Annotated in this window: 24 protein-coding genes; 15 read left to right on the forward strand and 9 right to left on the reverse strand. The window is 25.4% G+C overall.

Annotation, left to right across the window (positions count from 1 at the left end):
• Window positions 1-29: 29 nt before the first annotated feature.
• Window positions 30-986: a tetratricopeptide repeat protein gene (locus tag AMRN_RS05025; RefSeq protein WP_099310521.1), complete on the forward strand. Its 957-nt coding sequence runs from the start codon at window positions 30-32 to the stop codon at window positions 984-986.
• A gap of 65 nt (window positions 987-1,051) precedes the next feature.
• On the opposite strand, the gene AMRN_RS05030 is transcribed toward AMRN_RS05025, so the two are convergent.
• The 5 genes from AMRN_RS05030 to AMRN_RS05050 are packed head-to-tail and all read right to left on the reverse strand — an operon-like array spanning window position 1,052 to window position 6,085.
• Window positions 1,052-1,921, reverse strand: coding sequence for an HlyD family secretion protein (locus AMRN_RS05030; RefSeq protein ID WP_099310522.1), 870 nt, complete (start codon window positions 1,919-1,921; stop codon window positions 1,052-1,054).
• Between the two features lie 8 nt (window positions 1,922-1,929).
• A complete protein-coding gene (locus AMRN_RS05035; protein ID WP_079576983.1) occupies window positions 1,930-2,130 on the reverse strand; it encodes a DUF1656 domain-containing protein in 201 nt (66 codons plus the stop codon).
• Window positions 2,121-4,238: an FUSC family protein gene (locus AMRN_RS05040; RefSeq protein WP_099310523.1), complete on the reverse strand. Its 2,118-nt coding sequence runs from the start codon at window positions 4,236-4,238 to the stop codon at window positions 2,121-2,123. Before AMRN_RS05040 ends, AMRN_RS05035 begins: the two co-directional genes overlap by 10 nt.
• Window positions 4,219-5,652: a TolC family protein gene (locus tag AMRN_RS05045; protein WP_099310524.1), complete on the reverse strand. Its 1,434-nt coding sequence runs from the start codon at window positions 5,650-5,652 to the stop codon at window positions 4,219-4,221. The genes AMRN_RS05040 and AMRN_RS05045 overlap by 20 nt, the downstream gene beginning before the upstream one ends.
• A gap of 7 nt (window positions 5,653-5,659) precedes the next feature.
• Window positions 5,660-6,085 carry a MarR family winged helix-turn-helix transcriptional regulator gene (locus AMRN_RS05050; RefSeq protein WP_099310525.1) on the reverse strand — a complete coding sequence of 142 codons (426 nt, stop codon included), beginning with the start codon at window positions 6,083-6,085 and terminating at the stop codon, window positions 5,660-5,662.
• 212 nt (window positions 6,086-6,297) lie between these two features.
• Between AMRN_RS05050 and AMRN_RS05055 the strand changes: the two genes are divergently transcribed.
• Entirely contained in the window at window positions 6,298-6,780 is a 483-nt protein-coding gene (locus AMRN_RS05055) for a GNAT family N-acetyltransferase (RefSeq protein WP_099310526.1), read from the forward strand.
• On the opposite strand, the gene AMRN_RS05060 is transcribed toward AMRN_RS05055, so the two are convergent.
• On the reverse strand, window positions 6,777-7,244 hold the full coding sequence (locus AMRN_RS05060; protein ID WP_099310527.1) for a hypothetical protein: 468 nt from the start codon (window positions 7,242-7,244) through the stop codon (window positions 6,777-6,779). The two genes, AMRN_RS05055 and AMRN_RS05060, sit on opposite strands and share 4 nt — an antisense overlap.
• 377 nt (window positions 7,245-7,621) lie before the next feature.
• On the opposite strand from AMRN_RS05060, the gene AMRN_RS05065 reads away from it, so the two are divergent.
• The 3 genes from AMRN_RS05065 (at window position 7,622) to AMRN_RS05075 (ending at window position 10,649) form a co-directional block, all read left to right on the forward strand.
• A complete protein-coding gene (locus tag AMRN_RS05065) occupies window positions 7,622-8,185 on the forward strand; it encodes a hypothetical protein (protein ID WP_099310528.1) in 564 nt (187 codons plus the stop codon).
• A 71-nt stretch (window positions 8,186-8,256) separates the two neighbouring features.
• Window positions 8,257-8,691, forward strand: coding sequence for a hypothetical protein (locus tag AMRN_RS05070; RefSeq protein WP_099310529.1), 435 nt, complete (start codon window positions 8,257-8,259; stop codon window positions 8,689-8,691).
• A gap of 71 nt (window positions 8,692-8,762) precedes the next feature.
• Window positions 8,763-10,649 carry a sensor histidine kinase gene (locus tag AMRN_RS05075; protein ID WP_099310530.1) on the forward strand — a complete coding sequence of 629 codons (1,887 nt, stop codon included), beginning with the start codon at window positions 8,763-8,765 and terminating at the stop codon, window positions 10,647-10,649.
• On the opposite strand, the gene AMRN_RS05080 is transcribed toward AMRN_RS05075, so the two are convergent.
• Window positions 10,646-12,904 carry a methyl-accepting chemotaxis protein gene (locus AMRN_RS05080; protein ID WP_191282164.1) on the reverse strand — a complete coding sequence of 753 codons (2,259 nt, stop codon included), beginning with the start codon at window positions 12,902-12,904 and terminating at the stop codon, window positions 10,646-10,648. The two genes, AMRN_RS05075 and AMRN_RS05080, sit on opposite strands and share 4 nt — an antisense overlap.
• A gap of 247 nt (window positions 12,905-13,151) precedes the next feature.
• Between AMRN_RS05080 and AMRN_RS05085 the strand changes: the two genes are divergently transcribed.
• The 7 genes from AMRN_RS05085 (at window position 13,152) to AMRN_RS05115 (ending at window position 19,047) form a co-directional block, all read left to right on the forward strand.
• A complete protein-coding gene (locus AMRN_RS05085; RefSeq protein WP_099312150.1) occupies window positions 13,152-13,835 on the forward strand; it encodes a response regulator transcription factor in 684 nt (227 codons plus the stop codon).
• 82 nt (window positions 13,836-13,917) lie between these two features.
• Window positions 13,918-14,874, forward strand: a complete 957-nt coding sequence (locus AMRN_RS05090; RefSeq protein ID WP_099312152.1) for a TRAP transporter substrate-binding protein — start codon at window positions 13,918-13,920, stop codon at window positions 14,872-14,874.
• Window positions 14,875-14,946: 72 nt separating this feature from the next.
• Window positions 14,947-15,366 (forward strand): TRAP transporter small permease subunit, encoded by a 420-nt coding sequence (locus AMRN_RS05095; protein ID WP_228150850.1) that lies wholly within the window; start codon window positions 14,947-14,949, stop codon window positions 15,364-15,366.
• The gene (locus AMRN_RS05100; protein ID WP_099312156.1) at window positions 15,356-16,693 is read left to right on the forward strand and encodes a TRAP transporter large permease; all 1,338 of its coding nucleotides are present in this window, start codon (window positions 15,356-15,358) and stop codon (window positions 16,691-16,693) included. Before AMRN_RS05095 ends, AMRN_RS05100 begins: the two co-directional genes overlap by 11 nt.
• A gap of 35 nt (window positions 16,694-16,728) precedes the next feature.
• Window positions 16,729-17,463: a 5-oxoprolinase subunit PxpA gene (locus AMRN_RS05105; protein ID WP_099312158.1), complete on the forward strand. Its 735-nt coding sequence runs from the start codon at window positions 16,729-16,731 to the stop codon at window positions 17,461-17,463.
• A gap of 1 nt (window position 17,464) precedes the next feature.
• On the forward strand, window positions 17,465-18,139 hold the full coding sequence (gene pxpB / locus AMRN_RS05110) for a 5-oxoprolinase subunit PxpB (RefSeq protein WP_099312160.1): 675 nt from the start codon (window positions 17,465-17,467) through the stop codon (window positions 18,137-18,139).
• Window positions 18,136-19,047 carry a 5-oxoprolinase subunit C family protein gene (locus AMRN_RS05115; protein WP_099312161.1) on the forward strand — a complete coding sequence of 304 codons (912 nt, stop codon included), beginning with the start codon at window positions 18,136-18,138 and terminating at the stop codon, window positions 19,045-19,047. Before pxpB ends, AMRN_RS05115 begins: the two co-directional genes overlap by 4 nt.
• 18 nt (window positions 19,048-19,065) lie before the next feature.
• Here the strand turns inward: AMRN_RS05115 and AMRN_RS05120 are convergent, their stop codons facing one another.
• Together AMRN_RS05120 and AMRN_RS05125 are read right to left on the reverse strand one after the other, a co-directional pair.
• A complete protein-coding gene (locus AMRN_RS05120; RefSeq protein WP_099312163.1) occupies window positions 19,066-19,860 on the reverse strand; it encodes a diguanylate cyclase in 795 nt (264 codons plus the stop codon).
• Window positions 19,844-21,001, reverse strand: coding sequence for an EAL domain-containing protein (locus AMRN_RS05125; RefSeq protein WP_165772917.1), 1,158 nt, complete (start codon window positions 20,999-21,001; stop codon window positions 19,844-19,846). Before AMRN_RS05125 ends, AMRN_RS05120 begins: the two co-directional genes overlap by 17 nt.
• Window positions 21,002-21,258: 257 nt before the next feature.
• Here AMRN_RS05125 and AMRN_RS05130 point away from each other — a divergent pair, with 257 nt between their 5' ends.
• Genes AMRN_RS05130 through AMRN_RS05140 form a run of 3 tightly spaced genes read left to right on the forward strand, consistent with a single transcriptional unit; the run spans window position 21,259 to window position 24,496 of the window.
• The gene (locus AMRN_RS05130) at window positions 21,259-21,789 is read left to right on the forward strand and encodes a DedA family protein (protein ID WP_099312167.1); all 531 of its coding nucleotides are present in this window, start codon (window positions 21,259-21,261) and stop codon (window positions 21,787-21,789) included.
• Window positions 21,786-22,397, forward strand: a complete 612-nt coding sequence (locus tag AMRN_RS05135) for a LysE family translocator (RefSeq protein WP_099312169.1) — start codon at window positions 21,786-21,788, stop codon at window positions 22,395-22,397. The genes AMRN_RS05130 and AMRN_RS05135 overlap by 4 nt, the downstream gene beginning before the upstream one ends.
• Window positions 22,394-24,496, forward strand: a complete 2,103-nt coding sequence (locus tag AMRN_RS05140) for a helix-hairpin-helix domain-containing protein (RefSeq protein ID WP_118897373.1) — start codon at window positions 22,394-22,396, stop codon at window positions 24,494-24,496. The genes AMRN_RS05135 and AMRN_RS05140 overlap by 4 nt, the downstream gene beginning before the upstream one ends.
• The last annotated feature ends 4 nt before the right edge of the window (window positions 24,497-24,500 follow it).

Here is a 24,500-nt window from a genome sequence, read left to right on the forward strand (position 1 = left end):
TTAAGATTAGAAAATATTTAGGAGATAAATTGAGTCAATTAGATTTTAAAAATATATATGATGAATTTAATACAAAATTTCATAATAAAGAGTATGAAAAAGCTTTAGATTTAACTTATGAACTTTTAAAAGTTGCACAAGAAGTTGATATTGAAGTTGCCTATGCACTTATGGCAAAGGTAAGAGTATTGACAGTTTTAGATCAAAAAAAACAGCTTCTTGAAACTTTAGATGAAATTATAGATAATTTTTCAAAAACCCAAGATGAAAATATCTCATATATTTTTGCTTATGCATTATATAATAAAGCCATAATTCTAGCAAAAGAAAAAAAGTATGAAGAAGAATTGTCTTGTTATAATCAATTGTTAGAAAACTTTATATCTGATGTTTCTTTAAAAATAGAGTTAATATTGACAAAAACATATTTAAATAAAGCTATTTGTACAAAAGAGTTGGGAAAACTTGAAGATGTTGTTTTAGTATATGAAGAGTTAATCAAAAACTTTGAAAACTCAGAACAAGAAGAGGTTTTACTTGATGTTGCTAGTGCATTATTTAATCTTTCTTCTATTTATCAAAAACTAGAAAACAATGATAAAGCTATTGTGAAATTTGATAGATTGATAGAAATATGCAATAAGATTAATAATAAAGCTAGTTTAGAATTACTAGCAAAAGCATTAGTAAATAAAGCTTCGCTTTTAAGTAATATAAATGAGATTTCTAAAGCTTTAGAAACATATGATGAAATAGTAAATAACTTTGAAAATGAAATAAATCCAATGCTTCTATCTCAAGTTGCTTTGGCTTTATACAATAAAATACTTCTTTTAGGTGAATTAGGAAAACAAGCAGAATTAATAGAAGTTTCTGATAAGTTCATAGAAAAATTTGCAAATACAAAAGATGCAATTATTAAAGATATGGTTTTAACAGCTGAAATTTTAAAAGATAAAGAAAAGTACAATACAAACTCTTTTTAAGTAATAAATAAAGATTTGATTTTATGTTCAATTTTTGAAAATATCAAAGATTGAACATAAGTCTTTTACTTTTTAATCTCAATAGTGCAAGTTGTACCAGCTCTTAGGGTGTAATTTTTAGGTATTTTATCTATGGCAATTCTTACAGGAATTCTTTGTGCTAATCTAACCCAAGTAAAAGATGGATTCACATTTGCAAGAAGTCCTTTTCCTAAGTTGTTATCTCTATCTGTAATACCATTTGCTATACTTTGAACATGTCCTTTTAATGTGATATCTGTTCCAAGCAAGTTCATAATTGAAGTATCTCCAACTTTAATTTTAGAAATTTTATTTTCTTCAAAATATCCATATACCCAAAAACTATTTTCATTTAAAATAGATAGATGACTCTCTCCTATTTTTATAAAATCACCTTCTTTTAATAGTAAGTTATTAACCCATCCTGAAGCTGGAGCTAGTACTGTACTTCTTTTTATATCAAGTTTTAACAAATCCAATTTTGCTTTTGTTTCATTTAGTTCTTCTTTTGCCATAAGTAAATCATATTTTGCATTATCTTTTATATCTTTTGGTATTATTGAGTCCTTAGCTTTTACTCTTTTATTGTATTGTGCTTTTTTCTTTAAATACTTAGCTTTTTTTATTTGAACAAGTGATTGTTGTCTTAAAACATTTGCTTCAAATCGTTTTTTATCTATTTCAAAAAGTTTATCATTCTTTTTTACGTATTGATTGTCTTTTACATATACTTTTGTAACAATTCCTGAAACATCAGGAGCTATAAGGGAAATATCTGCTCTTATTTTTCCATCTCTTGTCCATGGTGAATCAACATAGTTGTGCCATAATGTGATTGATAATATTATAGCAATTGTAACTATTGTAAATGTTATTGTATATCTTATAAGTTTAATGATTTTATTTTTTTGCATTTATGTCCTTATTTATAAATTATTAGTGAAAAACTTGCAAATATGCATATAAATATTGCTGTTCTAAAAAGTCCTGGATGCCATACAAATTCATAAACACCCAAGTCAGCAAAAACTCTATTTAATAATATTTGAATTACTCCTGCAAATAAAAATATCAAAATCAGTGCTGGTATTTGTATTCCAAATAGTGATACAATTAAGTGCATTTTATTTCTCCTTTTATTGGTAAAAATTCTCTATTTTTTATAATTGAATATATAATTGAAAAATTCATATAAATATCTTTTAATAAGATTTGATCATTTGCAGAGTTTAAGTGTATATGTTCAAACTCTTCTATGTGATGTTTTATTTTTTCTAGTTGTTCTTTTTTACTTTTTTTATTTTTAAAATCAAAATATTTTTTTATTAAAGTAAGAATTTTATGTATTTGAGGAGGTCGCCTTTTTGAAAATAAGCTTGATTTTCTTCTTATATTAATTATTGCTTTTCCTAGTTCTAAAGTAGATAAAACCCATCTAAAAATAGTGTTATTTGATTTAGTATCAAGTCTTCCTATTGCAGAATATCTTTGAAGTAAATCAAAACTTCCACTTTCAAGTTTAACTCTTTGAAGAGCAAGTTTTTCTTTTATTGATTTATTGATTTGTAAATTAAGTGTTCTTTTTACTCTTGCTTCAATCCAAACATTTGATGCAAAATCAATAAGAATAAAACTAAATCCTGAAATAATAAGTCCTAATATTGTTGCAATACACATATCTGCAAAACTTACAAATGTCATATTATAATGAGTATAAATAGCACAAGTATTAATAAAAATAAGTAAAAAGCCAAATCCTATTAAGTTTTTTCCTGGAAGTATCATAAGTAGTGAAATAAAAGCTAAAATAGGAGTTAAAAATATACAAAATGTTATTAAATCATTTACAAACATAGGTATAATATAAAAATTATAAATAGGTGTTATAAATAAGGCAATTGTTGTACCAATTAAAAAGTTCTTTGTTGCACCAACTGGATTTGGAGCTGTACTTAATAAAAGCGTATTAGCAACTGCTGGAATTACTGCAAATGGAGCATATTTCCAACCTGATATCATCCAAAATGCCATCATCAAAATCAGTGCTATTGCACCCCTTGTAATCATCAAGGAAATTAAAATATTATCACTATGTGTAGAAAATTTTAAATTTTGTGAAAAATCTTCAAGTTTTTTTATCTTACTGTCATTTGAAATAAAATTAAGATATGTATTGCAGTATTCAATTAATTCACTTTCGATTCTTGTAATTAAATAACATATACTATTAAAATCATGCAATAACTCAAAATCATCATGGGATATTTTCTGTTTTTCTTCTTTGATTTTTAACAGAGTTGTTTTTTTTAAAGATTTTAACTCTAGTACTAAATTATTTAATGTTTGAACTGTTTGTTGTTCATCTGAAAACTTTTTTAAACAACCTTCTAATACAAGATAAATACTTTTTATTGAGTTTATAAAAATTGCATTATTTATGTTGTTATTTATAATATTTTTCAATGAGAAAAAAGTAGTACTTATATGCATAAATTCAGAGTTTAATCTTTTATAATATAATCTGTTTGATTTTTTCATTCCTGTTTCAAAATTACTATTTATTCTTAGTGAATCAGTACCTAAAATATCTTTTGCATAATTTATGCTCTCTTTTTCAAAGTTAAATATATTTTCATTATTGCTAAGAGATTTAATTAATAAATCAAATTTCCTTTTTTCAGTTTTTTGAAGTGTTTGTGATAGTTTTTGAGGGAAAAGTATTTCACTAATAAAACTAGAGCATAATAATCCAATAATAACCTCTGCTAATCTATCTATACCAAAAGTAAATACATCTTGCAATCTTTGCATTATTGGCATAGTAACAAGTGCAATAGTGTATCCAGAAAGCACAAATCCATAAGACATGAAGTTTCTTGACATAAATCCAACAGCAGCACAAAGTCCAATCCATAATGCAAAAAATAGAGTAAAAGATACTCTATCTTGGATAAATGCACCAACTAAAATAAAAGCCATAATAGTTCCAATGATTGTTCCTACTAATCTATAAAAACTTTTTGAATATACAAGTCCACTAAAAGGTTGCATTACAATAAATACTGTAAATACAGATGTTTGTGGCATTTTAAGATTAAAATACATACAAATAGACAATGCAAGAAGTGCTGCAGTTGTAGATTTTACTATATATTTTAAAATAGGTAAATCTTGATTTACCCACTCTTTTATTGCACAGTTTAAAGTAGTTTTATTTAAGGCTAAGAACATTACTCACCTTATTTTTGTATCCACCACCAAGTGATTTGATTAAGTTTATTTGTAGTTGCATTTGTTTATCTTGTAATGAAATACTTTTTATTTTTTCTTCTTGAATATCTATTTTAGAGTCTAAATAAGAGATTTTATTTTTTAATCCTAATTTATATATTTCTTTCTCAATATTCTCATTTTTCATTTTGTAAATCATCACATTATTCTGCGCTTTTATATTTGATTTATTTAGATCTATTTTTTTTAATGTTTTGACTATCTCATTTATAGCTTCGATTATAGTTTGATTATAAGCATAAACTTGTGAATTATAATCATTTACTTTTGCATTAAGATTTTCCTCTTTTTTATTTGCATCAAATATTGGTAATGAAAAAGCCACTTCACTTTTTGGAGAAAAAGATGATTTTGTAAGTAAATCAACAAAAGAAAAAGATGTAAAGTTAACTAATGCTTTTAAATTTATATTTGGATAAAATTTTGCTTTTGCTTTTTTTATGTACTCATTTTTACTTATTAATAGGTATTTTTGAAAAGCAATTTTAGGAAGATGTGATATCACATCTAAATGAATATTTTTTGGTACATAAAATTTATAGTTTTTTGTTATATTTGGATTTTTTAAATTTTTTAATCTTGATGGTAAAAATCCACCAATAACACCAATTGATGCTTTTATATCTTCGATTTGTGCTTTTGTAGTTAATATATTTTGATTTATTTTTTCACTTAAGTAGTTGCTTTGATTTATTTTTGATTTATTTGCTAGCCCTAATTTATATAATTTATCTAATATGTCATGCTTTTCATAAATCAATCTTTTTAAAGTACTTAACCTTTTTATTTTTTGAATTTTAAAATTCCATGATATATATAATTTAGTAATAGATGTATATACAACTAATTCTTTAACTTTAATTAGTGCTTGTTTTGCTAATGCTTCATTTTTAGAAGCTTTAATTAAAGCTTTTCTTTCATCCCAAAAATCAAAATCATAATTTAAAGCAAGTCCTGTTTGATACAAATTATTATAACTTCCTGCAAGTGGAGCAGGGTATATATGGTTCTTGCTATATCTTTGTCTTGAAGTATTTGAATCAAAATCTATATTAGGAATATTTTTTGATTGATGTGCTTTTGTTAAATTTCTTGCTATTTTATATTTTGATTCCAATTGTTTTATACTTGGTGCATTTTTTATAGCATCATTTAATAATTCATTTAGTTGAGAATCTTCATAATTTTTCCACCAGTTATTTTTTAATTCTATGTCATTGCTACTAAATTTAGTTAAATCTTGTATTAGTTCTTTTTCTATTTTTGAATCTTTGATTTTTTCTATTTTTTTTATTTTGGGTATGCAACCATTAAATAAAAAAATGATTGAAATTGTAAATAATATTATTTTCATATTTTCCTTACTTTAGATTTGAGTATACTTGTTTAAGCGCTTGGATTAAAAGCTCTTTATTATGTAGATCTATTCCTTCAAGTGCTTTTTCTTCAAGCTCTTTTCCTGCATCTTTTATAATTTGTTCTAGTTCTTTACCTTTTGAAGTTATACATATAAGATATGCTCTTCTATCGTTTTTTTTATTTTTTCTTTCAACTAGACCTTTTTTTTCTAATTTATCTATTAAAAGTGTTAGGCTTGATTGTTTAAAATATGTATCTTTTGCAAGTTCTTTTTGTGTTAGATTATCTTTTTCACAAAGTCTTCTAATAATAATACTTTGTGCAGCAGATATATCGTGTTCTTGTAACTTCTTTTCTAGATTATTTTTTAAATGATTTCTAATATTTGCAATTAAAATTCCAAATATATTATTTGATTGAAATGGCATACAAGACCTTTAAAGTTAAATTAGTATAAAAGATAGTTAGTTAATAGTTCATATGTTAACTATTAATGGATTAAGCATTTTACGTTTTTAAACTTACAAATACCTAAATTTAAAAAGATATATCTATTAAATATTGATTTTTTCCAATTTTAAGATTAATTTTAACTATTTTAGATTTAATTATCATTGTATTGAAATAAAGGAGTATATATATGTCAAAATTGCTTATAAGAAAAGCAAAAATAGAAGATTCTGAGATTATATTTAATTTTATTAAAGAGTTGGCTATTTATGAAAAAGCAGAGCATGAAGTTAAAACAGATGTTGATACTATAAAGAAAACTGTTTTTGGTGATAAAAGTGTTACTTCTGTTTTGCTTTGTGAGTATGATAATAAATCAATAGGAATGGCTTTATATTTTTTTAATTATTCAACTTGGCTTGGTAAAAATGGAATATATTTAGAAGATTTATATGTAACACCTCAGTTTAGAGGAGTGGGTGCAGGTAAAGCATTACTTAAAAAACTTGCTCAAATAGCAGTTGAAAATGATTGTGGTAGAGTAGAGTGGCAAGTATTAGATTGGAATAAACCATCAATTGATTTTTATGATAGCATTGGTGCTAAAGGACAAACAGAGTGGATACCATATAGACTTACAGGCAATGCTTTAGAAGAGTTTGCTAGAAGCTAGTTTTTAGCTTCTAACTCTTGCAGTGATTGAAGTATTGCAGTTGCTAATTTATCTGTAATTACTTCTTCCCATTTTTCTAGTTGCTTTTCATGGTTTTGTTCACATATTTCTATCATAGTTCTATTGAAAAAATTACCATCATTTATATCATTTATAATAGGTTCTATTTCTATTTTTCCATCTTTTATTAATTTCATATTATTGTTAATAAAGTTTTGTATTGCATCCATTGCTGCTTGATTTCTAAGTTCATCTTCAAAAAGCTCTTGAGAGTTTTCAAGTTTTTCTAAATCTTTTAAAAGTTCATAAATAGAGCCTAGTGCATATTGAAACTCTATACTTGTATCTATATCTTTTGTTTGCGTTATGTTTATTAGTTTACCTGTTGCAATTTGGTAATACATATCATATTTTGCTAAGTTTGAAATAATATTTTCTTTTGAAAAGTGTTTTTGTATATCCATATTTTTCCCTAAATTTAAGTTTTTAGTATAGCGAAGTTTAATAAAAACTTACATAATATCTTACAATTTGTAATATATAAGATAAGTTAAAAAAAACTATAGTATTATTTCAAAAATTTTAATTAGGAAGAATTTATGTTTGAAATAATTGCCTCATTGTTCATTACATTTACTTTGATATTTGTATTTTATTATATTGAAAAAATAAAACAAAAAGATAAAATGCCTTTTTGCATAAAAAAGAAAATAAAGCTTTAATATAAATCTGCAAATAGAACTAAAACCTACAAAAAATAAAATATTACTTAAATTTCCTTGAAAAAAATCTATTTATATGTTAAAGTACATTTCTTAATATTAAATAAAAGGAAATTTCTATGGGGTTCTTTAAAAATATTTTAAAAAAAATCATAAGAGTCTCAAGACCTATTTTTTCAATGGAAGCTAATGAGCTTAATTTTAAAATTGATTCAGATTTCTTTTATACACATACTTTAGAAAATTTTGATGTAAAAACAAGACATGATCCATATACATTAGATGCTTTTACTTTAAAAACTTCTAATTTTTATGTAGAACATATAAAAGTTGATGAAGATACAACTTGGCAAGGTCAATCACTTAGTTTATATGAAGATTTTTTAAAAGAACAACTAAAGCTAAAAAAACTTGAGGTTCTTGAAAATAATGAATACGAACACTATGTATTTAAAGTTTATAAAGTTGATGATGAGTTTTTACTTCATTTGATTTATATTTGGGAAGTTAATAAAGATGTGTTTATCTTAGATTTTGATACATCACTTTTTAAAACTTTGATTTCAGGTTTGGATAAAAACTATATTTATAAATTTAACAATCAAAAAAGATTAAATATTGATTTTGATTGTAGTTTAGTAAAATTGAATGCATTTAAAAGTTATTTTAATTCAGGTATGTAAATTATTCAGTTTGTCAATTTTTAGTTATTTTGCTATAATTGCACAAATATTTTAAAGGATTTATTATAGATTTGATTATTACACAAGTAACAGATTTTTTTTATCAATTTAAAAATACTGTTGTAGAAACTGATGAAATTGTTACACAGCATCAAGAAGCAATAAAAGAGTATTCTAATATATTAAAAGAAGAGAATATCCATAAAGAATATGAAGAAAACTATTTGACTATTTTAGGTTATGCACATAGACTTGAAAATATAAATGATAGAATATTTTATACTTTTCAAGAAGCAATTTATGCAATAGATTTAGCAAAACAGATGAAAGATGATAATGCAATTATTTTAAACTCTATTGTTTATATTTTAGTTTTAAATAATTTTGTAGATGAATACTTTGGTAAAAAAATTGACGAGGAAACTAAGCAATTAGCTTTAAAAACATACGAAGAGATTGAAAAAAGACAAGCAAAAGAGAATCAAAAGTATCACGTTTATCAATAAATCTTCAAAAGCTCACTTAATACTCACTACAACTAAATAAGATTACTGAATTTAAACTAGGAAAATATAGAATGTTTAGCGAAAAAAATATTTCAAAGTTAATTATATTAACTCCTATTATTACAGTACTTCTTATTGCATTTTTTACAATTTATTTTTTTATTCAAAATCAATATAAATATTTTGATGATGAGAGTATTCGAGAGGAAATAGAATATATCTCAAAACAAAAAAATATACTTAAAAAAGAGATTAATTCTGTTCTTTCTTATTTAGATTATCATGAAAAAAAAGCGAATGATGAAGTAAAAAATAGGGTTAAGAATAGGGTTGAAATACTTTACAATCAACTATCTGTGCTAACAAAAGATAAAAATCTTAATAGTAGTAAAAAAAATGAAATAATGAATCAGTTAATTGATTCAAAAGCTATTAATAGAAATGATTATTTTTTTGCATATGATGTACAAAATGATAAACTTATTCAACCTTTTAATAAAAGTATTCAAAAAGAGTTTGAATTAAATGACAAGTTTATTAAAAATTATCTATATCCTGATACTGGGAAATATGTACAATTAAAGAATAAATTAATTTACATAAAACATGTTCCAAAATTAGATTGGATAATAGGAAGTGTAGAAAATAGTAAAAAGAATCTCAAACAAATTAAAAAAGATTTAATAAAGTATATTGAAACTATTCGTTATGAAAATAATGGATATATTTGGATACATGATACGAAATATCATCTTATTGCTCACCCTTTTAGACAAGATAGTATTGGTAAATATGATATTGATTTAAAAGATGCAAGTGGAGATTATATTACTAAAAAGTTTATCGATGAAACAAAAAAGAAACCAAATGGAGTCTTTGTAGAGTATAACTGGCAAAAACCAAATAAAAAACAGTTTTCTAAAAAGCTTGGATATTTTAAACTTTATGAAAAATGGAATTGGGTTGTTGGTGCTGGGCTTTATATGGATGATATAGAAAACTCTATTTTAAAAAATAAGCAGTTACTAGAAAAAAGAGTTGATAAATATATTGAAACTGTTGTTGTTATCTCTTTTTTTGTAATATTTATTATTGGTATTTTATCTGTTTTTATCTCAAATAGAATTAACCAAGCTTTTAATGAGTATAGAAAAAGTGTAGTTAAAAAAGAGCAAGAGTTACAAGACTTGAACAAAAACTTAGAACTAAAGGTTCAAAAAGCAATTGATGATGTAAAGAAAAAAGATAGGGCGATGCTTCATCAATCAAGACTTGCAAGAATGGGTGCTATGCTTAGTATGATTGCACATCAATGGAGACAGCCATTAAGTGAACTTTCTGGTGTACTGATGGAGTTAGAAACTGCAAGTAAATTTAATAAAGTTGATGAAAAAATGATACAAGATTCAGTCATTGAATCAAATAAATTAATTGAATTTATGTCAAATACAATAGAAGATTTTAGAAACTTTTTTAAACCAGATAAGAAGAAAGTCTATTTTTATTTGGATGATGCTTGTAATGAGGCTTTAACTTTAGTTGATGCTTCAATTAAAAACTTTAATATAAATCTTGTTAAAAAAGTAAAATGTAATAGTATTATTTATGGATATGAAAGAGAGTTTGCACAAGTAATGCTAAATCTTATCTCTAATGCAAAAGATATTCTTATTCAAAGAGATATCAAAAATCCAAATATATATATTGAAGTAGATGCTGTTGGTTCAAGTGCAATTGTTAAAGTTTTAGATAATGCAGGTGGAGTTGAAGATGAATATATAGATTTGATTTTTGAACCATATTTTACTACCAAAAGTAGTTCAAAAGGTACAGGGCTTGGTCTTTATATGGCTAAAATGATTGTTGAAAAAAATATGGAAGGTGAAATTAGTGTTGAGAACTCAAGGAAGGGTGCACTTTTTTTAGTCACTCTTCCTTTTAAAAGTGGGAAAGATTAAAAGCTTTCCCACTCATCATCACTACTACTATTTGAAGTAAAAGTTTGAGCTTGTTTAGGTTTTTTTTCATAAGAGTATGATTTTTTATTTTCTCTTGGTTTGTCTTCATACTCCTCTTTTTTATCATATTTTGCTTTTGGCTCTTCTTCATGTGGAACATCTATCTTTTTTACTTTTGCTTGTTCTTTTCCTAAAAACTCTTTTGCTCCAGCATCACTTACTATCTCTTTTGCTATTGTATCTGTTTGTATTGCAATATCATGTGTTTGTGTTGCTATTGATGCATTCTTTTGTGTTTGTTGATCTAATTGTGTTACAGCATCATTGATTTGTGTAATCCCTGATTCTTGCTCTTTACTTGCTGCTGCTATCTCACTTATCATTTGTGTTGAATTCTCAATATTCTCTAGTAAGACATCATAGCCTTTTATCATCTCACTACTGATACCTTTCCCTTCATTTGCTTTACTTGTTGCATTCTCTACTATCTCTTTTATTGATTTAGCTGCTTGGGCACTTCTATTTGCTAAGTTTCTCACTTCTGCTGCTACTACTGCAAAGCCTTTCCCTGCTTCTCCTGCTGTTGCTGCTTCTACTGCTGCATTAAGTGAAAGTATATTTGTTTGGAATGCTATTTGATCTATTACTGTGATTGCTTCATTTATTGAACTTACTTGTTCATTTATCTCTTCCATTGATTTTGTTGTTTTATTTGCTAAACTTTGCCCTGTTTTTGCTGAGTTTCCTAACTCTTGTGCATACTTACTCATTTTTGCTACATTCTCTGAGTTATTTACTATTGTACTTGTTATCTCTTCTAATGCTGCTGCTGTCTCTTCTAGACTTGCTGCTGCTTCATTTGAACTTGTATTTAATACATCTACATTTGTTATTAATTTATCTGATGCTTCATCTAGTGTTAATCCTATGATTAATGAATCTTTTAACAATCCTGATATCTCATCTGTTAAGAAGTTTACATTCTCTATAAACTCTTTCATATCTCCCTCAACACCACTACTATCTACTTTACTTGTAAACTTATAATTACTAAACTCTTTTAACACTGTTGAAATTGAGCTTATGTTTTTGTTTAAACCAACTAACATCTCATTTATAACATCTTTTAGTGCATTTAATGATTCATTTGATGTTGAAGCTGTAATTTGTTTATTTAAATGCCCTTCTTTAATTTTTGTTGCAATTTGTGTTACATCTAAAATTAGTGCTTTATCTTCTTCAATATTATTTTTTGTTTTTTCTATATTTTTGTTGATTAGTTTTGACATATTTGATATCTCATCATTTTTACTATCATCTAGTAGTTCAACATCTTTTGTTTCGTTATTTAGATATTTAAAAAAGCCAATCAATCCCTCTTGAAATTTATTTATTGATTTTGTTATTGATTTTGATATAAAGTAAAAAGAAACCATCAATACTACAATAATAAGTAGTGTTAAAATAATTAAGAATGTATTTAAGAATGATTCTGCTTTTACAATATGAGCAGAAATGTTTTTTTCCATTTTATTTAAACTATTTTCAGTTTTATAAATAGTTTTTCTTAGATTTTCTAAAAGTCCACTTTTTTCATTTAATCCTTTAACTTTTTCTTTTTCAACTAATTGTAAAAAGGCAGTTTTATATTGATTTAAATAAGTTTTAATCTCTTGGTTAATTGGCATTTTTGTAAGTAAATCAATTTTTTTTTCAAATCTAGTGCTATACTTTTCTTCTTTTCTTAACATAAAGTCTTTTTCTTCTTTTCTTAACTCATATACTAAAGATAATAATTCAAAATTATTAGAGTTTCTAGCAAATTCTTGTACATTGTGTACACTTTTTCTTAAGTTTCCGTATAATCCATCTGTATGTGTTAAACCTATTTGCTTTTGTGTATTTGCAATTTGTGTGAAAATATCATTATAATTATTTGATATTTCTAAAAAGTCATTTGTATATTCAGTGCTAATATCTACTTTTTTTAGTATATCTTTTAAAGAGTTTGCACTGTTTTGTAAACTTTTGAAATTATTTTGGAAATCATTTAAGTATTTTTCATCTTTTCTTGCTAGAAAATCTTTTTCATTTTTCCTTAATTCTGTTTGTAATGTTTTAAGCACTTCAACTGATTTTTGAGCTTTAACTAACTCTTTCATTTGATTTTGACTGTAGTTATTCAAAATAAAAAGAGCAATTAATCCTAAAAGTACACATGTGCTTAATAGCACTAATTTTTGTTTAATTGACATTTTGTAATCCTTTTGATGTAGTGTCATATTTCTAATTTAATTGTAACAAATAAATGTAATAAAAAAGTAATAGTCTAATTAATGTTTTCTTATGGAAATAATATAGAATGAATCCAAATAAATTTTTAATATAATAACTAATTAGTTTAGGGATTATACATAAAAATAATTAATAAATGGTTACTTAAAAAGTGTTAAAAGTTTTTTTTAATAAATTATATAATATATTTTGTTTTAAAGGTTTTTTATGAAAAAAGAGTTATTAGAACAATTGAAAAACTATACAATTCTTTGTGTAGAGGATGAAGAGGGGATTCGTAAACGTTTGGTAAATACTTTAAAGTATTATTTTAAAGAAGTTTATTCAGCTTCAAATGCTGATGAAGGTTATGAATTGTACTTTGAATATAAGCCTTCAATAATTTTAAGTGATATTGAGATGCCAAAAGAGAATGGAATCGCCCTTATTGAAAAGATAAGAAAAAAAGATTTTAACACTATTATAATAATGGTAACAGCATATAGTAATGAAGAGTATTTATTGGATTTGATAAATTTAAATGTAAATCAATATATCTTAAAACCTGTGAACTCAGAGTCACTTTTAAATGGTATATTAAAAGCACTTGCTTCAAAACTTACTTTGAAAATACAATTAAATGATAATTTATGTTTTCATATGGAATCAAGGGAATTATATTTTAAAGATGAATTAATAAGTTTAAGAAAAAGAGATAAAGAATTTATTATATTGTTGTATGAAAATAAAAATAGAGTTTTAACATATGATTATATTGAAGAGTATTTATGGAAAGATAAAAGTATGAGTATGAGTGCATTGAAAACATTTATAAAAGAGTTTAGACAAAGGGTTCCTGAAGATATTTTAATAAATATTCCACAAGAAGGGTATAAGTTAAAAAGTACATAAATTACACATAAGTCACAAAAAACTCACTCTTTACTCACTAGGGTAAGTTAAGATTCCTTAATAAAATCAAAAGGAGTCTTAAATGTTCAAGAAAAGTTTATTGATTGTATCTCTTGCAAGTGCAATGTTTGCAGGTGATATGAAAATGGATTTAAATGCAAAATATTCTGAAAGTAACTTTCATACTCAAGGTGCTAAGAAGTTTGCAACATTAGTTAAAGAGTATACTAATGGAAGTATAAAAATAACAGTACATTCAGGTAGTGCGCTTATTAAGGGTAATCCTTTAAAAGCAGTAAAAGATGGAACTGTAGCTATGACTGATATGTTTATACCTTTTACTTCAGGTGGAGGTAAGGTATTTGGAATTTCAGCACTTCCTTTTATTGCAAACTCATATGATGATGCTTATAAACTTTATCAATTATCAAAAAAATCTTATGAAAAAACTGCAAGAAAGTGGAATCAAAAACTACTTTATTCAGTAACTTGGCCAGCAAGTGGTTTTTATTCTAAAAATGAGATTAATTCAATAGCTGATTTTAAAGGTGTAAAAACTAGAACTTATGATAAAAATTCTGCATCTTTTGTAAATCTTGCAGGTGGGAATGCTGTTGCTTTACCTTGGGGAGAGGTTTATTCATCACTTAGAACTGGAATGGTTGATTCTGTTGTAACTTCTTCAAGCTCAGGTAAAGATGGTAAGTTTTGGGAAGTATTAGGTAATTATACAAAAATAAATTATGCATATCCTTTACAAGCAGTGACTATAAATTTAGATTATTGGAATGCTTTAGATAAAAATCAACAAAAAGCGATGCTAAAAGCAGCAAAAGAGATTGAAAAGTCACAATGGGAAGCTGTGAAAATTGAAGATGAGACTTCTTTAGAGTTATTAAGAAAAAATGGTATGAAAGTACAAGAAGCTAGTCCTGAACTTAAAAAAGAGCTTGATGAAATTGCTTTAAAACTTTTAACTGAATATCTTGATGATGCAAATAAAGATATTAAAAAAATCTTTAAAGAATATAGAAAGTAGTTGCGTATGAATTCTTTATGTAATTTAGTAGATAAGCTCTCAAAAGGGGGAGCTTATTTATCGGGATTTTTATTGATAATATTAGTATCACTAATTTTATTGGAGATTTTTCTAAGATCATTTTTTGATATTTCAACAATGATTGCAGATGAATATAGTGGATATCTCTATTTAGCTTCTATTTTTTTAGGACTTGCTTATACATTTAGTAGTGATAGTCATATTAGAATTAATATAATTACTTCAAAACTTTCTAAAAAAGTAAATAAAAAAGTAGATGTTTTTGCAGCAATTATTGCACTTGGTGTACTATTTTTTGCATTTTATAGAACTGTATTACTTGCATATGACTCATATGAGTTTGAAATGCTTTCAGAAAATGTATCAGAAACACCAATTTATTTAACTCAACTTGCAATGCCTCTTGGAATTGCGCTATTTATTTTAGCAGTTATAGTTTTTATTTTCAAAGGATTTACACATGATAGCTGATCCACTTATATTATCAATTGTTTTAATAGTAATAATGTTTGTATTTTTATTATCATCTATTTGGATTGGTATTTCATTGATGTTAACAGGAATAATTGGGATGCTTTTATTTGATCATAATCTTCCTCCTGTAATAAGTGTATATGATAAAATAGGAGATTTACTTGCATCTTCTTTATATGATGCTTTAAATTCTTGGTCACTTGCAGCACTTCCAATGTTTATTTTAATGGGTGAGATTTTATATAAATCTTCAATCTCAACAAGATTACTAAATGGATTAAAGCCATGGCTTACTCATATACCTGGTAAACTTTTACATGTAAATGTTGCAGCTTGTTCTCTTTTTGCAGCAGTGTCTGGTTCTAGTGCTGCTACTACTGCTACTGTTGGTAAAATTACTCTTGATGAACTTCAAAGTAGAGGATATTCAAAATCATTAGCTATGGGTTCACTTGCAGGTTCTGGTACTCTTGGATATTTGATTCCTCCATCACTTATAATGATTATATATGGAGTTTTATCTGATGTATCTATTGGTAAACTTTTTGTTGCTGGTTTAATACCTGGATTATTACTTGCTACTTTATACTCTTTTTATATTATGTATAAAGCAACAACAGATAAAGAAAATGTTATGCCAGCTGATGATGAAACATATACTTTTAAAGATAAACTATATTCACTAAAAGATTTAGCGCCTATATTTTCACTTATTGGTTTAGTTTTAGGTTCAATCTATGGTGGTTTTGCAACTCCAACAGAAGCAGCAGCTTTAGGTATTTTGGGTTCATTGATTTTAGCTGCTTACTTTAAAGCTTTATCTTTTGATATATTAAAAAATGCACTTTTAAATAGTGTAAAAACTTCAGTTATGATTGGTTTTATTATTGCAGGTGCAGTTTTCTTATCTCAAGTTATTGGATTTTTAGGAATTGCAAGAGCTATGAGTGAGTTTATTACAGGTCTTGGATTAAGTCCATTAATGCTTATTTTATTAATAGGTATTATGTATATTATTCTTGGAATGATTTTAGAAGCAATTTCTATTGTTGTAATGACTTTACCAATTGTATTACCTATTGTTATTTTAGCTGGGTATGATCCTTTATGGTTTGGTATTTTCTTGGTATTTATGGTAGAAATGGCACAAATAACTCCACCTGTTGGATTTTCCCTATTTGTAATTCAAGGTATAAGTAATGAAAAGATTGAAACGATTTTAAAAGCAACTTTTCCATTTTTTATAATAATGATTATAACAGTTGCACTAATTACATTTTTCCCAGAATTGGTATTTTTCTTACCAAATAAAATGATTGGTTAGATATAATAAAGTATCACAATTTATAGGATAAGGTTATGAATATTAGATTAAACTGCGATATGGGAGAAAGTTTTGGTATCTGGAAGATGGGATATGATGAGCAAATTATGCCATATATTGATATGGCAAATCTTGCTTGTGGTTTCCATGCTAGTGATGCTTTAACTATGAATAAATCTGTTGCCTTGGCAAAAAAATATAATGTAACACTTGGTGCACATCCTGCATATCAAGACTTAGTTGGTTTTGGTAGAAGAAGCATAAGATGTTCACTTGAAGAGATAAAATCTATAATTTTATATCAATTAGGTGCATTAAATGCATTTTGTAAAGCTCATGGAACAGGTATTTCATATGTAAAACCACATGGTGCTTTATATAATGATATGATGAAAGATGAAAATATATTCAAAGCAATATTAAGTGCAATATCATCTTTTGATAAAAATATAAAACTTATGATTTTATCAAGCCCTAAAAATGAAAGTTATAAACATACTGCAATGTTTTATGGAATAAATTTATTGTATGAAGTATTTGCAGATAGAAATTATAATGATGATGGAACTCTTGTATCAAGAATAAGAGATGATGCGGTGATTCAAGATGAGCTAGAAGTTGCTCAAAGAATCTCAACACTTAAAGAAAAAGGTTATATATTAAGTGTAAACAATAACAGATTATTTTTAGAAGTAGATAGTTTATGTGTGCATGGAGATAATGAAAAAGCCTTAGACTTTATAAAACTATTAAGAAAAGCATTGATTTAAAATGAAAATAAAAGTAGCCTCAGTTGATTCATTAATTATCTATTTTGGAGATAAGATTGATAAAGATATAGCAAAGAAAGTAAAAAATGCTTATCTTTGTATAAAAAAATTAAATCTTGATGGAATTATTGAAATAGTTCCATCATATACTTCAATTTTAATTACATATGATATTTTTACATATGATTATGAAACTATAAAAATAAAACTTGAAGAGTTGATTAATCTAGATGAAACTCAAGAAGATAACTCTAAACTAATTACTATTGATGTTTATTATGGAACTGAAGTTGGATTAGATTTGCAAAGTATGAGTGAAAAAACAGGTTTAAGTATAGAACAAATTATAAAAATTCATTCAGAGAAAACATATGATGTGTATGCAATAGGATTCTTGCCAGGTTTTGGATATTTAGCAAGTGTTGATGATCGTATTGCTCTTCCTAGATTAAGTACTCCAAGAAAAAGTATTCCAAAAGGAAGTGTTGCAATTGCAAATACTCAAACAGCTGTTTACCCACAAGCTAGCCCTGGAGGTTGGAATATTGTAGGAAGAACTGCTTTTGAATTTTTTGATAAAAAATTAGAGACTTTATCTCCTATTAGTGTAGGAGATAGGGTGAAATTTAATCCAATTTCAAAAGAGCAGTTTTTAAAACAAGGAGGAGTTTTATGAGTTTAGAGATTATTAATACTCCAATTTTTGCAACTATTCAAGATAAAGGAAGATTTTCATATACACACATAGGAGTAACACACGCAGGTGTTATGGATGAGTATGCTTACTATATAGCAAATATGCTTTTAGGTAATAAAAAAGATGAGAATATTATAGAAATAGCTTTTGCAAATGTAGAGTTTAAAGCAAATACAAATACACAAATAGCAGTAACTGGAGCTTTTTGTGAGGTTTTTATAAATAATGAAGCTAAAAATAGTTGGCAAACACATAATCTTAAAGTTGGAGATATTGTTAAAATTGGAAAGTTTTTAGAAGGTTCAAAAGTATATCTTGCTGTAAAAGATGGCTTTAAAATTAAAAAAGAGTTTGGAAGCTATTCAACTACAATAAAAGAAAATCTTGGTGGCTTAAATGCAAATAGATTACAAAAGGGTGATATTTTAAAAATTAATTCTCATAATCTATTTCATACTTCAAGATTAAAAAAGAGTTTTCATCCAAAGTATGAAGATACACTTTTATTAAGAGTTGTTTTATCTTATCAAGATGAATATTTTTCTGATAAGGAAAAACAGAAGTTTTTTTCAAGTGAGTTTACAGTGTCAAATGAGTTTAATAGAATGGGGTGCAAATTAAAAGGTGAACCAATAAAGTGTGATATTGATGGTATTGTATCTGAGGGAATAAGCTTTGGAGCAATACAAATTCCAAGTGATGGACAACCTATTATACTTTTAAAAGATAGACAAACAATTGGTGGTTATCCTAAAATTGGTAGTGTTTTAAGTATTGATTGCTTTAAATTAGCTCAAGCAAAACCAAATACAAAAATAAGATTTAAACAAATATCTATTGAAAAAGCACAAAAGAAGTTAAAAGAGTTTTATAACTCTTTTAACTAAGCTTTTGGAATTATTTTATTAACAAATATTTATAAAAGAGTTTTCTATTAGTTCTGAAAAACTTTCATTTTTTGAATATGTATTTATTTCATAGGTAAATTTTGGTTTGATTAAGATGCCTGATTTACTTTTAAGTGTAGTGTCTTCAATTAGATTTTTTATATTATTGATTACATGTGAACACTCTTTTAAATCTTCATTATCAAAAAATATAATAAATTGGTTATTTATAAATCTAGCAATACTGTAGTTTAATTTCTCTTCTTTTATCTTTTTTGTAATATATTTTACTAAAAAGATTTGCAAATTATCAAAAATTAGTTGACCATAATTTTCATAAATATAATCAGCATTTTCTACTCTTATTAAAGTTAATACTCCATCTTTTTTAAAATTATATTCATTATTTAAAAATCTATTATAAATCCATTTTTTATTAAAAGCTTGTGTTACTTCATCTTTAAATACTTTACTTGTTATAGTATCAAGTTCTTTTTTTAAATCTTGCATCTCATGATAGATTTTTTGTAAAGAACTTTCATCTTTATTTTCAATTGCAAGTTTCGCATCTTTTGTTGCAATTGTTACCTTATCTAAACTTTCTAGTGTTTTTCTTGCATAATCATTTATATCTGCATACTCTTTTGCTATAAAAGAGTCTAGTCTTTTGTGAAAATCTTTATCTTCTAAGTCAATTTCTAAGGTTTTTGCATGTTTATCAAAGCACTGAAAATATGTTGAGGGCAAAATAATTTCATTTTGCAAAAGTTCATTTACTGTCTCATCAGTTACTTTTTTAAGAATTCTTTTCATTAAGTTCTCCAACTATTGTTTCTATTGGTTTTGGCTTACTAATATAATATCCTTGTGCATATTCAATTCCCAATGAACGAATATATCTTAATATTTTTAAATCACTTACAAACTCTGCAACAACTTCAAAATTTTGTTGTTTACAAAATAAAACTATACTTTTTACAAGGTTTAAATAAATTTCTTGGTCAATCTTTTTTATAAGTGAGCCATCTATTTTTATATAATCAACATCAATATTTAAAATATATTCATAATTTGAAAAGCCTGTTCCAAAGTCATCAATGGCTATTTTTACACCATATTTTTTAACTTCTTTAATAAACTCATTTACAATAGAATAGTTTGATATTTTATCACTTTCTAATATCTCTAAAGTTAGATATTCTCCAACATTGTTATTTTTGATTTTTTCTATTAATAAATCTTTTATTTTTGGATTTAATATATCATGAAAGTCAAGATTTATACTTATATTGATTTTATATTTATTGATATATGAAACAACTTTCTCAATTAGTATTGCCATTAAATTATTGTATAGTCTGTATTTTTTAGATTTTTGAATAAATACATAAGGCATTATCATGTTATTATTTTTGTCAAATACTCTCATTAATGCTTCATATTTTACAATTTCTTCTGTTTGAGCATTTGCTATTGGCTGAAAATATGGTTCTACTAACTTTTCTTGAATATTATATTTAAGTATTTCAAGTAAGTTTTCATTTGAATTTTCTTCTTCATAAAATTTACTATCAAAATAGATAAAATGAACAAAATTTAACTTTGCATTATGTAAAGCTTTTTCTGCATATATTTTTATTTTTTTATCTGCACTTTTAGAACAACCTATTGTTACATCGATATTAATAAATGACTTTTTATCTAAAAGTTTAAATTTATGTGAGATTATTGTATAAAAGATTGCATCTTTTATTTTTTCTATATCTTCTTGTGATATATCTTTGTATATAGTAAGTCCAAAAACATCAACATGTGTATTTACAAAATCAATAAAAACTGAATCTTTTAGTATGGCTTTGATTTTATTTTTAATTGTATGTTTAAGTAACTTTTCTAATTGTTTTATTATGTAATCGCCATTATCAAAATTATAAATAGCGTTAATATCTTTCATGTATAATATATCTATTAAAAAGAGCGTTTTTAATTTATCTTTATTCTTATATCTTAAAAACTTCTTTAATATATACATTCATACCCTTTTTTTACTTTATAAATTGATTATATATTATTAAATCTTAATATTCCTAAAATATTAGGTGATTAATATTATTTATCCCAAAAAAAAGTTATTTATTTTAAAAAATCTTTACTATATGTTATTTAAAACTTATTTAGATAAAATCCCTTAAATTTATATAAGGGTTTGTATTGGAAGATTTGATAAAAGATTGGGGATATATTGCATTATTTGCTTATTCCTTTGGTGGTGGATTTGTTGGTCTTGTAGTTGCAGGAGTATTATCTTATGCCGGTGATTTAAATATTTATATTTCTATATTAGTTGCAGGTGTATCTAACTTTTTGGGTGACCAGTTTTTATTTACCCTTGCAAGAAAAAATAAAATGTATGCAAAAGATATGATGAAAAAGTATGGAAGAAAAGTTGCTTTAGCTCATTTGATGATGAGAAGATATGGTTCCTTTGTTGTTTTTTTCCAAAAATATATTTATGGAATAAAAACTTTAATTCCATTGGCTATGGGAATTACAAAATATTCAAGTAAAAAGTTTGTATTTTTTAATATTTTAGCAACAGCACTTTGGGCTGTAATTGTTGGTTATGCAAGTTACACAGCAGGTTCGTATATATTAAATAGTAGTGAAGACTTTAAATATATAGGTTTAGGAATAGTTGTTGTAGTATTTTTAATACTTTCGCTTATTTTTAGAAGAGTATGATAGATTTTTTATTTTTGGCACTTACTTTGGGTGTAAGTGCTGGTTTTGCTCCAGGTCCTCTTACAAACTTTGTGATACAACAAACTTTAAAACACGATTTGAATTCAGGTGTTAAAGTGGCTTTTTCTCCTGTAATAGTAGATATTCCAATAGTGATATTATCTATTCTTTTAGCAAGTTATATTAGTGATTCAAAAATATTTTTAATGTTTGTTTCTTTAGTTGGAAGTGCTTATTTATTCTATTTGGCTTATGAAAATTTTAAGGTTGAACAAATTGTACTTGATAAAAATGTGCCAAATAAATCTTTTAGACAAGGTTTAGTTATTGGTGCTTTAAGTCCAAATCCTTATCTTTTTTGGATTGCTATTGGAACACCAATTTTACTGCAAATACTAAATGAGTTCTCTTTAAGTGTAGTATTTGCTTTTTTAGCAACTTTTTACTTTTCATTGGTTGGTTCAAAAGTTTTTATTGCATATATGGCAGCAAAGAGTAAAAAGTTTTTAAAAGGGAAGGTTTATTTTTTTATAATGAAATTTTTGGCCTTATTATTAGCAGCATTTGCTGTAAAATTAATTTTTGATGCAATAGGATATATAAATTGAATGAATTAATAAAAACTATAAAAGAAAAAACAAATTTAAAACAAGAGTACATAGAAAATATATTAAATCTTTTTGAGCAAGGATGTACAATTCCTTTTATTGCTAGATATAGAAAAGATTTAACAGGAAATGCAAGTGATGAAACTTTAAGAGATTTCAATGATATTTATGAATATAGTAAAAAAGTTGTAGAAAAAAAAGATGATATAAAACAAAAACTTATTCAAAAAGAGCTTTTAACTTCAAAACTTGAAGCATCAATTAATGAGGCAACAACATTAGTTGCATTAGATGATATTTACTCTATTTTTAAAACAACAAAAAGTTCAAGAACACAAAAAGCTATTGATAATAATTTAGAGGGGTTAGCAAATATTATTTCTTGTGTAAAATATACAAAAGAAGAAGTTGAAAAAAAAGCAAAGACCTTTTTAAATGAAAATATAAAAGATACTAAAGAAGCTATTTTGGGTGCAAAAGATATTATTGCTCAAAGATATGCTGATGATATACGCTCAAAACAAGTAGTAAGAACACTTTTAGAAAATCATGCACTTTTACAAACAAAACCAACAAAAGATTATCAAGAAGATGGAGTTTATAAAAACTATAAAGAGTTTTCTCAAAAAGCCAAATATATTCCCTCTCACAGATTTTTAGCAATAAATAGAGCTGTCAATGAAAAACAATTGTCAATAAAAGTAGAAATTGATGAAGAAAGAATTATAGAGAATATACAAAAGTTTAAGATTCCAAAAGATGCAAATAGTTCAAGTATTTATCTACTTGAGGGATTAGTTGATGGTTTAAAAAGATTGCTACTTCCTAGTTTAAAAAGAGAACTTATAACAAATATAAAAGAAAAAGCAAGCAATGAAGCAATAAATCTTTTTGGAAAAAATTTACATCAACTTTTAATTACTCCACCTGTTGTAAATAGAGTTATACTTGGAGTTGACCCTGGATATAAAACAGGTTGTAAATTGGCTGTTATTGATGAAAATGCAAACTATTTAGACTCAAATGTTATATATCCAACAAAGCCAAAAGAAGATTATAATAATTCTAGTAAGATTGTTTCTGATTTAATTAAAAAGTATAAAATCAATGCCATAGCAATTGGTAATGGTACTGCTTCAAATGAAACAGCAAGTTTTTTCTCAAAGTTTATAAAAGAGAATAATTTAGATTTAAAGTTTGCAGTTGTAAGTGAGATTGGTGCATCTGTTTATTCTGCTTCAAAGATTGCAACTATTGAGTATCCTAATTTAGATGTTACAACAAGAGGTGCTATTTCAATTGCTAGTAGATTAAGAGATCCTTTATCTGCACTTGTGAAAATTGATGCAAAATCACTTGGAGTAGGGCAATATCAACATGATGTAAATCAAACAAAACTTGAGAAAAAGTTAAATGAAGTTACTGAAGATTTGGTAAATAAAGTAGGAGTTGATATAAACTCTGCTTCTTATAAGTTATTGTCATTTGTATCAGGTATTTCTGAAAAATTAGCTTTAAATATTGTTTCATATAGAGATAAAAACAAAAACTTCAAAACAAAAAGTGACTTATTAAAAGTAAGTGGAATTGGAGCAAAGGTTTATGAACAAGCAGTTGGATTTTTAAGAATAAAAGATGGTTCTTCCATTTTAGATAATACTGCAATTCATCCTGAAAATTATGAGTTAGCAAATCAACTTTTAAAATATAAAGATTTAAATAATATAAATAAAGAAGAAGTTTGTAATAAATTTGAAATTTCAAAAACTGTTTATGAAGATGTAATAAGTGAACTTTTAAAACCAGGCTTTGATATTAGAGAAGAGTTACCTCAAACTGTATTTAGAGATGATGAGCTTAGTTTAGAGTCTTTAAAACTTGATGATGAACTTTGTGGGGTAGTGAGAAATCTAACTGATTTTGGAGCTTTTGTTGATGTTGGATTGAAAAATGATGCAATGATACATATTTCTAAAATGAGTGAGAAAAGAGTAAATCATCCAATGGAAGTTTTATCAATAAATCAATTTTTATCAAGACTTAAAGTTATTGATATTGATATAAAAAGACAAAAAGTAGCTTTAAGTATGATGATTTAAATAA

The sequence above is a fragment of the Malaciobacter marinus genome, assembly GCF_003544855.1.
GTDB lineage: Bacteria > Campylobacterota > Campylobacteria > Campylobacterales > Arcobacteraceae > Malaciobacter > Malaciobacter marinus.